The organism is Streptococcus caballi DSM 19004, from assembly GCF_000379985.1.
Taxonomy (GTDB): domain Bacteria; phylum Bacillota; class Bacilli; order Lactobacillales; family Streptococcaceae; genus Streptococcus; species Streptococcus caballi.
Map to the genome: position 1 here is coordinate 24595 of NZ_KB904063.1, position 11998 is coordinate 36592.

The 11998-nt window shown below is 38.4% G+C and carries 12 protein-coding genes; 9 read left to right on the forward strand and 3 right to left on the reverse strand.

The annotated features are described in order from the left end of the window. Positions 1 to 33 precede the first annotated feature (33 nt). From A3GS_RS0101330 to A3GS_RS0101360, 7 genes are all read left to right on the forward strand, one after another. Complete coding sequence (locus A3GS_RS0101330; RefSeq protein WP_018363624.1) at positions 34 to 1038, forward strand: helix-turn-helix domain-containing protein; 1005 nt, start codon at positions 34 to 36, stop codon at positions 1036 to 1038. After that, positions 1039 to 1581, forward strand: a complete 543-nt coding sequence (pgsA, locus tag A3GS_RS0101335; RefSeq protein WP_018363625.1) for a CDP-diacylglycerol--glycerol-3-phosphate 3-phosphatidyltransferase — start codon at positions 1039 to 1041, stop codon at positions 1579 to 1581. A gap of 3 nt (positions 1582 to 1584) precedes the next feature. Next, positions 1585 to 2415, forward strand: a complete 831-nt coding sequence (locus A3GS_RS0101340; protein ID WP_018363626.1) for an energy-coupling factor ABC transporter ATP-binding protein — start codon at positions 1585 to 1587, stop codon at positions 2413 to 2415. After that, on the forward strand, positions 2400 to 3242 hold the full coding sequence (locus tag A3GS_RS0101345) for an energy-coupling factor ABC transporter ATP-binding protein (protein ID WP_018363627.1): 843 nt from the start codon (positions 2400 to 2402) through the stop codon (positions 3240 to 3242). Before A3GS_RS0101340 ends, A3GS_RS0101345 begins: the two co-directional genes overlap by 16 nt. Continuing rightward, a complete protein-coding gene (locus A3GS_RS0101350; RefSeq protein WP_018363628.1) occupies positions 3235 to 4032 on the forward strand; it encodes an energy-coupling factor transporter transmembrane component T family protein in 798 nt (265 codons plus the stop codon). Before A3GS_RS0101345 ends, A3GS_RS0101350 begins: the two co-directional genes overlap by 8 nt. A gap of 132 nt (positions 4033 to 4164) precedes the next feature. Beyond that, the gene (apf, locus tag A3GS_RS0101355) at positions 4165 to 4725 is read left to right on the forward strand and encodes an aggregation-promoting factor (RefSeq protein ID WP_018363629.1); all 561 of its coding nucleotides are present in this window, start codon (positions 4165 to 4167) and stop codon (positions 4723 to 4725) included. A 228-nt stretch (positions 4726 to 4953) separates the two neighbouring features. After that, positions 4954 to 5643, forward strand: a complete 690-nt coding sequence (locus A3GS_RS0101360; RefSeq protein WP_018363630.1) for a transglycosylase SLT domain-containing protein — start codon at positions 4954 to 4956, stop codon at positions 5641 to 5643. A gap of 24 nt (positions 5644 to 5667) precedes the next feature. On the opposite strand, the gene A3GS_RS0101365 is transcribed toward A3GS_RS0101360, so the two are convergent. From A3GS_RS0101365 to sdaAB, 3 genes are all read right to left on the reverse strand, one after another. After that, the gene (locus tag A3GS_RS0101365; RefSeq protein ID WP_018363631.1) at positions 5668 to 6300 is read right to left on the reverse strand and encodes an HAD hydrolase-like protein; all 633 of its coding nucleotides are present in this window, start codon (positions 6298 to 6300) and stop codon (positions 5668 to 5670) included. Positions 6301 to 6774: 474 nt separating this feature from the next. After that, entirely contained in the window at positions 6775 to 7647 is an 873-nt protein-coding gene (sdaAA, locus tag A3GS_RS0101375) for an L-serine ammonia-lyase, iron-sulfur-dependent, subunit alpha (RefSeq protein WP_018363633.1), read from the reverse strand. A 12-nt stretch (positions 7648 to 7659) separates the two neighbouring features. Beyond that, a complete protein-coding gene (sdaAB, locus tag A3GS_RS0101380; protein WP_018363634.1) occupies positions 7660 to 8331 on the reverse strand; it encodes an L-serine ammonia-lyase, iron-sulfur-dependent subunit beta in 672 nt (223 codons plus the stop codon). Between the two features lie 238 nt (positions 8332 to 8569). On the opposite strand from sdaAB, the gene mnmA reads away from it, so the two are divergent. After that, positions 8570 to 9691 (forward strand): tRNA 2-thiouridine(34) synthase MnmA, encoded by a 1122-nt coding sequence (gene mnmA / locus A3GS_RS0101385; RefSeq protein WP_018363635.1) that lies wholly within the window; start codon positions 8570 to 8572, stop codon positions 9689 to 9691. 342 nt (positions 9692 to 10033) lie between these two features. Then, positions 10034 to 11932: a tRNA uridine-5-carboxymethylaminomethyl(34) synthesis enzyme MnmG gene (gene mnmG / locus A3GS_RS0101390; protein ID WP_018363636.1), complete on the forward strand. Its 1899-nt coding sequence runs from the start codon at positions 10034 to 10036 to the stop codon at positions 11930 to 11932. The last annotated feature ends 66 nt before the right edge of the window (positions 11933 to 11998 follow it).

An 11998-nucleotide genomic window follows, 5' to 3' on the forward strand; every position in this document is an offset into this window, starting at 1 on the left:
ATAAGAACGATTATATTAATTTGAGGAACATGTATGAAATCAAAAACGGTAGGAGAGCTTCTGAGAGAAACTCGCGTACAGAAAAATTTAACATTGGGTGACGTTGAGAAAGCGACTAAAATTCCCACCCATCACTTGTTGGCCTTAGAGTTAGATCAGTTTAAGATTATTACCAAAGACCAAATTAATCACTATTTACAAAGTTATGCCAAAGCTACTGATTTGAATGCTGAAGAGCTACTAAAACTCTATCGTAATCAGCTTGCTCAGCCTGAGGCCGTTCACGCAAATCCTATTGCCAAACGAGTTGAAGAAAAGTTAAGTGTTCAAAATACTCAAAAGGAACCAGTCTATTCAACGAAACTAAAAAAACAGGAACCTAAACAAGAAGTTTCCAAAAAGAATGCAATAGAAAATAGGGTTGTGAAAGAGACACATATCTCAAATCAGTCAAGAGATGAATTGCCAACCGATATTATCAAGGAGTCTCGCTTAAGTCGACACCGGGCAGATAACGAAAAAAAATCGGCTCTGCCAGTTATTGTCCTCTGCCTTTTAACTTTAGCCATTCTTTCCTTTATTTTCTATTTTGTTTGGCAACAATTGAAAAGTGAGCAGAAAACAAAAGAACCAGCTAGCTCTCTCGTTAGTTCAGCGGCCAGCCAAGATCAGCAAGCAAGTGATTCTAGCCAAGCCCCCTCTTCATCAGCATCAATAGTTGTAAGCACAGAAGGTCAAGGAAATACTCTAGCAGTAACTTTAGCCAATACATCTTCTGTAAAAATCAATATTGGCTATTCAGGTCAAGAGAGAAGCTGGATTTCTGTTACTAATACTGAAAATGGTTCGGACGAAGTAACACTGACTCCAGATAATAACAGTCTCACAACGACTTTAGCTGCAGATGCAACTTCTTCTACCATCACTTTAGGTATTACCCAAGGTATCAGTATCACGATTAATGATCAACCGCTGGATCTGTCTGCTTTGACCAGTACGGATTTAAGTTATATTACATTGACGAAGCAAGGTGAGTAAATGCTAAAAAAAGAAAACATTCCTAATTTATTAACTATTATTCGAATCATAATGATTCCACTATTTTTAATCATCACTTCCATGTCGGCTAGCAGGGGGTGGCATATTGCTGCCGCAGTGATTTTCGCAATCGCTAGCCTGACAGATTATTTGGATGGTTATCTGGCTCGAAAATGGCATGTAGTGACAAATTTTGGTAAATTTGCGGATCCTTTGGCAGACAAGATGCTTGTTATGAGTGCCTTTATCATGTTGGTTGGCTTGAAAATGGCTCCAGCCTGGGTTGCAGCTGTCATCATTTGCCGTGAATTAGCAGTGACTGGCTTACGTCTTCTGTTGGTTGAAACTGGTGGAACAGTTCTTGCAGCGGCTATGCCAGGAAAAATCAAAACTGCGACACAAATGTTTGCTGTTATTTTGCTACTGTGTCATTTTACTTTTATTGGAAGTGTCATGCTCTATGTTTCACTTTTCTTTACGATTTATTCAGGTTACGATTATTTCAAAGGAGCAGGTTTCCTATTTAAGGATACCTTTAAATAACAGATGACAAATACTGTTGATGTAAAAAATATTAAGTTCAAGTACGAGGACAATCAAGAACATTACACGTTGGACGATGTATCGTTTCACGTGAAACAGGGTGAGTGGCTCTCTATTATTGGCCATAATGGTTCAGGAAAATCTACGACTGTTCGTCTGATTGATGGACTTTTAGAAGCAGAGTCTGGGCAAATTTTTATTGAAGGTGAAGAGCTGAGTGAAAAAAATGTTTGGACAATTCGTCACAAAATTGGCATGGTTTTTCAAAATCCTGATAATCAATTTGTTGGTGCGACAGTTGAAGACGATGTAGCCTTCGGACTTGAAAATAAAGGAATTTCCATTGAAGAAATGAAATCTCGTGTCAAAGAAGCACTTGAACTAGTTGGCATGTCAGATTTTGCCAGTCGTGAACCATCTAGGCTTTCCGGCGGTCAAAAGCAAAGGGTTGCTATTGCTGGTGCAGTAGCAATGCGACCAAGCATTATTATCTTGGATGAAGCTACTAGTATGCTGGATCCAGAGGGACGTATGGAGTTGATTAAAACTATCCGTGATATTCGTGAACAGTACCAGATGACTGTTATCTCAATCACTCATGATTTGGACGAGGTTGCTCTCAGTGATCGTGTTTTGGTTATGAAAAATGGTCGTGTCGAATCAAGTTCAACACCACGGGATCTATTTACTAGAGGTGATGAATTATTGGCGCTAGGTTTAGATATTCCTTTTACAGCTAATTTAATGTCAGTTTTGCAGACCAGCGGTTTTCATTTTGAAAGCAACTATCTCACAGAAAAAGAATTAGAGGATCAGCTATGGGAATTACTTTAAAGAATGTCAGTTATACTTATCAAGCAGGGACTCCTTTTGAAGGGCGTGCCCTTTTTGACATTAACCTAGAGATTAAAGATGGTTCCTACACCGCCTTCATCGGGCACACAGGTTCGGGAAAATCAACTATCATGCAGCTTTTAAATGGGCTTAATGTACCAACTGAAGGTAGTGTCACAATTGACGATAAGGTGATTACAGCAACTTCTAAAAATAAGGATATTAAGTCTATCCGTCAAAAGGTTGGTCTCGTTTTTCAATTTCCTGAGAGTCAGCTGTTTGAAGAGACAGTTCTCAAAGATGTTGCCTTCGGACCCCAAAATTTTGGTATTTCTGAGGAAAATGCCGAAAAATTAGCACGTGAAAAATTGGCCATGGTTGGAATCAAGGAAGAATTTTTTGATAAAAATCCTTTTGAGTTATCAGGTGGTCAGATGCGCCGTGTAGCTATTGCGGGAATTTTGGCTATGGAGCCGCAGGTGCTTGTCTTAGATGAACCGACAGCTGGTTTGGACCCCAAAGGTCGTAAAGAATTGATGACACTATTTAAAGACTTACATCAGTCCGGTATGACCCTTGTTTTAGTGACGCATTTAATGGACGATGTGGCTGATTATGCTGACTTTGTTTATGTCCTGGAAGCTGGTAAATTAGTCTTATCAGGAAAACCTAAGGATGTTTTTCAAGATGTTGATTTTCTAGAGAGTAAACAGCTAGGTGTCCCTAAAATCACTAAATTTGCTGATAGATTGGTCAAACGGGGATTGAGTCTTCAGTCTCTGCCGATTACGATTGATGAGTTTAAGGAGGCAATTAAGCGTGGATAAGTTGATTCTCGGTCGCTACATTCCTGGAAATTCAATCATTCATCGATTGGATCCAAGAAGTAAGTTGTTGGCTATGATTATTTATATTGTCACTATCTTTTGGGCTAACAATATTTTGACAAATATCTTGATGTTTGTCTTTACTATGCTTATTATCTTGCTTTCTCAAGTCAAACTAAGTTTCTTTCTAAATGGTATTAAGCCCATGATTGGGATTATTCTCTTTACAACCATTTTTCAAATGCTTTTTACCCATGGCGGGCAGGCCTTGTTTAAGTGGGGAATTATTGAAATTAGTAGCTATGGCATCAGTCAAGCTGCGCTTATTTTCATGAGATTTGTTTTGATTATTTTCTTTTCAACTCTATTGACACTGACAACAACACCACTGAGTTTGGCTGATGCAGTAGAATCTCTGCTTAAACCTTTCGCGCGCTTTAGGGTGCCTGCGCATGAAATTGGTCTTATGCTCTCACTCAGTCTGCGTTTTGTTCCTACTCTGATGGATGATACTACGCGAATTATGAATGCTCAGCGGGCGCGTGGAGTGGATTTTGGTGAAGGAAACCTGGTTCAGAAGGTCAAATCTATTATTCCAATCCTTATTCCACTCTTTGCTTCTAGTTTTAAAAGAGCAGATGCTCTGGCTATCGCCATGGAAGCACGTGGTTATCAAGGTGGCGATGGACGAAGCAAATATCGCTTGCTGGAGTGGAAAATGAAGGATAGTTTAGTTTTACTAGTAATGATTATCATAGGAGCTCTGCTATTTTTCCTTAAATCAAACTAAAACGTCTTGCTAGAAGGCGTTTTCTTTATGTTCTCATAACTGACTTGTAATATTTTTAATAGGAGACCAAACCCAGAGTAATATTTTACAGGTATCATAGTCCCATCATAAAAGATATGGAGTGTGATACACATGAAAACTATTTTAGAAAATAAATCTCAAAAAATGAAGTTCACCATCGCTGGACTTGCAACTCTTGCGGGTCTTGCGTTACCGCTTGTGGCAAATGCAGATACTTACACAGTTCAGTCAGGTGATACTTTATCAAAAATTGCAAGTAGCCACAATACAAGTGTCACTGCTATTGCCCAAGAAAATAATATTAGCAATATTAATTTTATTAGTGTTGGTCAAATCTTGAAAATAAATGAGACTAAAGAAACCAAGTCTGAAACTTCTATTAGTGCTTCAACAAGTACATCACAAGTTTCAACAAGTTCAACTACTTCAACAGCATCTAATTTAAGTACATCAGATGCTGCAGCCAAAGAAGAAATTGCGCAACGTGAATCAAGTGGTAGTTACACAGCACAAAATGGACAATACTATGGACGTTATCAATTATCTTTGTCGTATTTGAATGGTGACCTGTCTGCTGAAAATCAAGAGCGTGTGGCTGACAATTATGTGACATCGCGCTATGGTTCATGGTCTGCAGCCCTTGCTTTTTGGAATGCCAATGGGTGGTACTAATAGTCTAAAAAATCAGATCTACATACCTAATACATTTGAAGAAAAATTGGTTATAGTTTAATCTTGGAGGGTTCCTTAACGTTTTGAACTATCTGGGTTTGTTGTGCCTAGTCTATATTCGTTAAAACAAAATAATTCTGTAATATTTTTAATATGACTTCAATTTCTAAGTAACAATAAAAAGTTAAAATGTAGACTGAATAATAGTGGAGGGGATTTTTGTCTTATATGTATAGTAGAGCTAAAAAGGCCAATAAAAGTATAGTTTATATTTTTTTGAGTTTAGGACTCATCCTCATTAACGTGCTTGCAGTCTTGTTTTTCTTGCCTAATTCAAAATTAGGAGCTAAAACATTGTCTACTAAAGCGGAAGCAGAAGTTATCAAAACTACTTCTTCAAATTCGCAAGCTTCGTCAACAAGTTCATCTAGTTCATCAACAACTCCGTCAGAAACTGCTTCTACAATTTCAGCGTCCACAGTGGCAAGCACCGAATCATCAGAGACTGTTGCAGCAACAGAATCAGAGGCTGAAGTTGCAAACGAACAAGTTGTTTATACAACTGATGCAGAAAATTATCAAGCATCTTACACAGACTACCAATATCAACCGATTACAACAGCAGCGACAGCATCACCTTATGCTTCAGCTGCAACATTGAGTAACGGTAATACTGCAGGTCAAATTGGTTCAGCAGCAGCAGCTCAAATGGCTGCTGCAACAGGGGTTCCCCAATCAACTTGGGAACATATTATTGCTCGTGAATCTAACGGAAATCCGAATGTTGCTAATGCTTCAGGTGCCTCTGGGCTTTTCCAAACTATGCCTGGCTGGGGCTCAACAGCAACAGTGCAAGATCAAGTTAACACAGCAATCAAAGTTTATAATACTCAAGGTATGTCTGCTTGGGGCTATTAATTAGTAAAAAAGCACTTGGCTCAATTATGAGCTAAGCGCTTTTTTAATGTCCAAAGGATTATGACAGATAAGTTTTGCACCATTGCTCAACAGGTCAAGTTCTTGTCCAAATCCCCAAGTTACACCTATACTACTAATTCCAGCTTTTTTAGCGCCAATCATGTCAAATGCTGTATCTCCAATGATGATGGCAGAATTTTGCTTAATATTTTCTTCTTTTAAACAAGCTCTAATGACATCTGCTTTGTGGTATCTATCTGGTAGAGCACCATAAATACCGTCAAAGTATGAATCCAGTTTTTGCTCTTTGAGCATAAGTTTAGCCATAGGTTCGTTTTTACTAGTTGTAACAAATAAGTGCTTACCAGTCTCCTGTAAACTTGTTAAAAGTTCAGGAATATGTTGATAAACAGATACCTGGTGAACACCTTTGTTATTGTAGTAAGTTCGGAAGGTTGTGATAGCATGAGTAATGTCTTTCTCAGATGTAAAATACTGACTGAATGTTGTTTCTAGAGGTGGCCCGATAAAGGTTGACAAGTGCTTGTCATCTAGCAGTGGGAGTTTTAATTGGTTAAAGGTGTAGCGGAAGGCTGCTTTAATACCAATACTGGAATCAACAAGTGTTCCATCAAGGTCAAATAAAATAGAGTTCATGAGTTTCTCCTGTAAAGTGATTGTAAAGGTTCGTTGACAGATTTTTCTTATCTTTGGTAAGGATTAATAATAGTTAAAATGGCTGTTCCATGGGAAGCAATAAGAATTAGATACTCTTCCAAGATTGTTTCAAGAGTAATAATATTCCTATCTTGAACTTTTTGCAAGGATTCGCTGTCATTCAGTTAATAGAAAAAATCTTGTCATTGTACCAAAGTGAAGACAGCATCAATCCAAGCACCAGCAATCATTCGTTCCTTAAAGCCATCAATTATTTTGATATCTAATTGATAGTTTATTGTAGTAAATTTAACCATTTAATAGCTCGTTTGTAAGGAATTAAAAACATAGCATTGACTGTATGAACTTAAAAAATGACAAAGCATTGACTATCTTGTAAACTTTTAATAGATAATTCTCTACAAATATTATGATAGAGAGGTTCGGTATGCTTCATAAATTAAACTGTTGTTGTTATTGATTAAAAATCTCCTGACTTAGTCTTCTAGCAGTCGGTGTTGTGGCTAAACCACCTTCTGCAGTTTCACGAAAGGCAGTCGGAAGGCTTGAACCAACTTGATACATAGCGCCAATCACTTCATCTACTGGAATTTGTGACTGAATACCAGCTAAGGCCATATCAGCTGCTACAAGAGCAAAACTCGCCCCTAATGCATTTCGCTTGACACAAGGAACCTCAACTAAACCTGCTACAGGATCACAGATTAACCCAAGCATATTTTTAATAACAAAGGCAACTGCTTGACTGGCTTGCTTGGCACTCCCACCTGCAGCTTTGACTAAAGCAGCTGCACTCATAGCAGATGCAGAACCAACCTCAGCTTGGCAACCACCTTCAGCTCCAGAAATAGAAGCGTTATTTCCGATAACAAGACCAAATGCTCCCGCTGTAAAGAGAAAGTCAAGTTGTTCTTTTTCAGATAAATGCAACTTATCAATGGCAGTTGATAGGACAGCTGGCAAACATCCAGCACTACCTGCAGTCGGAGTCGCACAAATGAGCCCCATTTTAGCATTAAGTTCATTGACAGCCATCGCATTACGAACAGCAGACAAGATACTGGTATCAGAAAGACTTTGACCTGTTTGCATGTACTTATCTAATTTAACAGCATCGCCACCGGTTAGACCACTAAGTGATTTGCTTTCTGTCAGGCCATTGATAACAGAGGTCTTCATGACTTCTAAATTTTTCGACATGATACAGAGAATTTCCTGACGGCTGCGTCCTGTTAGTTCAATTTCAGTCGAAATCATCAGCTCTGCTATGTTGCCATTAAATCGACTATTAGCTTGATTAACAAGTTCTTTTATAGAGTAAAACATAGGTAAACCTTTCTAATCAAAGAAATTAACATTGTGTAAATGTGGAATGTTTTGAATTTCCTTTACAGCATCTTGACAGTCTCGTGAGTCTACTTCAATAATCATAATAGCTTTCTCACCAGCATGTTCACGAGTAACATTCATCTGGGCAATGTTAATGTGATATTCCGAAAGAATGTCAGTTACCTTTGCAATCATCCCAGGGATATCTTGGTGAACAATAATAAGCGTTGGTGTATTCATTTTAAGAGAAACAGAAAAACCATTGAGCTCAGTCACCTCAATGTTACCGCCACCGATTGACACACCTGTAATACTCATGCTCTTTTTTCCTTTTCTGACGGTAATTTTGGCTGTATTTGGGTGCGGGGTATTGCTATCTTTAAGAATGTCCCAGTAAATGCGGATGCTTTTCTGGTGAGCAATCTCCAAAGAATGTTTAATATCAGCATTGTCAGTATCCATTCCTAAAATACCAGCCACTAGTGCCTTATCAGTTCCGTGTCCCCTGTAAGTTTTGGCAAAAGAGTTGTAAAGGTGAAAGGTCACTTCATCTGGCATCTGTCCAAAAACAGAATGAATAACTTTGCCTATCCGAACAGCACCTGCTGTGTGACTACTCGATGGGCCAATCATAATAGGTCCAATAATGTCAAAAACAGACTGAAATTTTAAATTTTTCATCAAATTTCTCCTCAATGATTTTCTGTTTACATATTATAACAAAGAAAACGGAAACAGAGGATGAATTTCTTTCTAAAAATAATTTTCATGTTATAATAGTTTTTGCGTGTACTTTCACGCATCAAAATCGACCTTCAAATCGATTATTGAACAACTAGACCCTTCAAGTCTATGTTAAAAATTGAATACTAGCTAAATTTTCTGCTGGTATATCTTATATTTGATGGGAGGAGTTATCATGACTGATAATTCAAAAACACGTGTCGTTGTCGGCATGAGTGGAGGTGTTGATTCGTCTGTGACTGCCTTGCTTTTGAAGCAACAAGGTTACGATGTTATTGGTGTTTTCATGAAAAACTGGGACGATACAGATGAGTTCGGAGTTTGTACAGCGACTGAAGATTATAAAGATGTCGCTGCTGTGGCAGATCAGATTGGCATTCCTTATTATTCTGTTAACTTTGAAAAAGAGTATTGGGATCGTGTCTTTGAGTATTTCTTGGCAGAATATCGTGCGGGTCGTACCCCGAATCCAGATGTTATGTGTAACAAAGAGATCAAGTTTAAAGCCTTTCTTGATTATGCCTTGACTTTAGGTGCAGATTATGTAGCTACTGGCCACTACGCTCAAGTTCACCGCGATGAAGACGGTACTGTACACATGCTACGCGGTGCTGATAACAATAAGGACCAAACTTATTTCTTAAGTCAACTGTCACAGGAGCAATTACAAAAAACAATGTTTCCTTTAGGGCATCTTGAGAAACCTGAAGTGCGTCGTATGGCTGAAGAAGCTGGTTTAGCAACTGCTAAGAAAAAAGACTCAACGGGTATTTGCTTTATCGGTGAAAAGAACTTTAAAGAATTCTTGAGTAATTATTTACCAGCCCAAAAAGGACGTATGATGACTGTTGATGGTCGTGATATGGGCGAACACGCAGGTCTGATGTATTATACTATTGGCCAACGCGGTGGACTTGGTATTGGCGGTCAAAAGGATGGCGATAATGCACCTTGGTTTGTAGTGGGTAAAGATTTATCACAAAATATTCTTTATGTGGGTCAAGGTTTCTATCATGAGTCACTCATGTCAACGTCACTTGATGCTTCAACAATCCACTTTACACGTGATATGCCTGACGAATTTACTATGGAGTGTACAGCTAAATTCCGTTATCGTCAACCAGATAGTAAAGTGACTGTAAAGGTAGATGGAGACAAAGCAGAGGTTGTTTTTGCTGAGCCACAGCGTGCTATTACGCCTGGACAAGCTGTTGTCTTCTACGATGGCGATGAATGCCTTGGCGGTGGTATTATTGATAATGCCTATAAAGACGGAGAAATTTGTCAGTATATTTAAGCTTATACAGTGTAAAAATAAGTCGCTCAGCTATACTCACATTGACTTTTAAATCTAAAATGGTAAAATTAGTGTAACAATAGCTATGATGGTCAAAGCTCATGGATATTGCGGGTCTTTTGACGTGCAATTTTCGAGAGTTTTGACTATTTTTGTCTTGTATTGATATAAAAGCGAAGAAAATTTATATTTGGAATATTTGTAGTGTATGCACCAATCATTCTGAAAAAGAATACAATATTTATATTCTTTTCGAGCTTATTGCCATCAAGAAAAATCAACGGTTTACACAAATTAGGATTTTTTGGGAATGATTGATATTTATTTGTATAGGGAGAAAAAATGACACAGGAATTTGCTGAAAATTATGATGTAATTGTTGTTGGTGCAGGCCATGCTGGTGTTGAAGCTAGTTTAGCAGCTGCTCGAATGGGCTGTAAGACTTTACTTGCAACTATTAACCTAGAAATGCTGGCTTTCATGCCTTGTAACCCATCTATCGGTGGCTCTGCCAAAGGTATTGTCGTCCGAGAAATTGACGCCCTTGGTGGCGAGATGGGCAAGAACATTGATAAGACTTATATCCAGATGAAAATGCTCAATACTGGTAAAGGGCCAGCTGTACGGGCTCTTCGTGCTCAAGCTGATAAAGCACTTTATGCTCGCACAATGAAACATACTGTTGAACAACAGGAAAATCTGACCCTGCGCCAAGCTATCATTGAAGAAGTATTAGTTGAAGAAGGAAAGGTTGTCGGTGTCCGCACAGCGACAAATCAGAAATTCTCCGCTGAAGCAGTAGTTATCACGACAGGAACAGCTCTACGAGGTGAGATTATTCTTGGCGAGCTCAAATATTCTTCTGGCCCAAATAATAGTTTGGCTTCAATCGGACTTGCAGATAATTTGAAAGAACTGGGACTTGAAATTGGACGCTTCAAAACAGGTACTCCTCCTCGTGTCAAATCATCGTCAATCAACTATGATGAAACTGAAATCCAGCCTGGTGATGAAAACCCAAATCATTTTTCATTCATGTCAAATGATGAAGATTACCTCAAGAACCAAATTCCTTGTTGGTTGACTTATACTAACCAAACAAGTCATGATATTATTAACAAAAATCTCTATCGTGCTCCAATGTTTTCAGGTATTGTAAAAGGTGTTGGCCCACGCTACTGTCCATCTATTGAGGACAAAATCGTACGCTTTGCAGACAAGGAACGTCATCAACTCTTCTTAGAGCCTGAGGGATGGGAAACTGAAGAAGTTTACATTCAAGGATTGTCAACGAGTCTGCCAGAGGATGTTCAAAAGGATCTTATTCATTCTATCAAGGGACTTGAAAATGCTGAGATGATGCGTACAGGTTATGCTATTGAGTATGATATCGTTTTGCCACACCAGTTGCGTGCAACGCTTGAAACCAAGAAAATTTCAGGTCTCTTTACAGCTGGTCAAACCAATGGTACGTCAGGTTATGAAGAGGCAGCTGGTCAAGGAATCGTTGCTGGTATCAATGCTGCGCTTAAAGTACAAGGGAAACCTGAGCTCATCTTAAAACGCAGCGATGCTTATATTGGTGTCATGATTGATGATTTGGTTACTAAAGGAACGCTTGAACCTTATCGTTTATTAACTTCACGTGCTGAATATCGTTTGATTTTACGCCATGATAATGCTGATATGCGTTTAACAGAGATTGGTCGTCAAGTTGGTCTGGTTGATGATGAACGCTACATGCGTTTCCAAATTCGTAAAAATCAGTTTGATAATGAGTTGACAAGGTTGTCAACTGTTAAATTAAAACCTGTAGCTGAGACTAATAAACGTATTGAAGAACTTGGATTTAAACCATTGACAGATGCTTTGACAGCAAAAGAATTTATGCGTCGTCCAGAAATTAATTATGATATTGTAACTAGTTTTGTTGGTCCAGCTGCTGAGGACCTGGATGCTAAAGTCATTGAGCTTTTAGAAACTGAAATCAAATACGAAGGTTATATCAACAAAGCTCTTGATCAGGTTGCCAAGATGAAACGTATGGAAGAAAAACGTATTCCTTCATCAATTGATTGGGATGCTATTGACAGTATTGCGACTGAGGCTCGTCAAAAATTTAAGAAAATCAATCCTGAAACAATTGGTCAAGCCAGTCGTATTTCTGGGGTCAACCCAGCTGATATTTCAATTTTAATGGTTTACCTAGAAGGAAAACAGAAGGCTAGTAAAAAATCATAGATTGTGTCATAAAATTGTAATCTCTTAACCTACCTGCAACTCTATAATTTAGGGTTGCTTTATGGT

Excerpts from the sequence above, each read along its gene's own strand:
- apf (WP_018363629.1), top strand. The coding sequence starts at position 4,165 with ATGAAAACTATTTTAGAAAATAAATCTCAAAAAATGAAGTTCACCATC.
- sdaAB (WP_018363634.1), bottom strand. The coding sequence starts at position 8,331 with ATGAAAAATTTAAAATTTCAGTCTGTTTTTGACATTATTGGACCTATT.
- sdaAA (WP_018363633.1), bottom strand. The coding sequence starts at position 7,647 with ATGTTTTACTCTATAAAAGAACTTGTTAATCAAGCTAATAGTCGATTT.
- A3GS_RS0101330 (WP_018363624.1), top strand. The coding sequence starts at position 34 with ATGAAATCAAAAACGGTAGGAGAGCTTCTGAGAGAAACTCGCGTACAG.
- A3GS_RS0101360 (WP_018363630.1), top strand. The coding sequence starts at position 4,954 with ATGTATAGTAGAGCTAAAAAGGCCAATAAAAGTATAGTTTATATTTTT.
- A3GS_RS0101340 (WP_018363626.1), top strand. The coding sequence starts at position 1,585 with ATGACAAATACTGTTGATGTAAAAAATATTAAGTTCAAGTACGAGGAC.
- mnmG (WP_018363636.1), top strand. The coding sequence starts at position 10,034 with ATGACACAGGAATTTGCTGAAAATTATGATGTAATTGTTGTTGGTGCA.
- pgsA (WP_018363625.1), top strand. The coding sequence starts at position 1,039 with ATGCTAAAAAAAGAAAACATTCCTAATTTATTAACTATTATTCGAATC.
- mnmA (WP_018363635.1), top strand. The coding sequence starts at position 8,570 with ATGACTGATAATTCAAAAACACGTGTCGTTGTCGGCATGAGTGGAGGT.
- A3GS_RS0101345 (WP_018363627.1), top strand. The coding sequence starts at position 2,400 with ATGGGAATTACTTTAAAGAATGTCAGTTATACTTATCAAGCAGGGACT.
- A3GS_RS0101365 (WP_018363631.1), bottom strand. The coding sequence starts at position 6,300 with ATGAACTCTATTTTATTTGACCTTGATGGAACACTTGTTGATTCCAGT.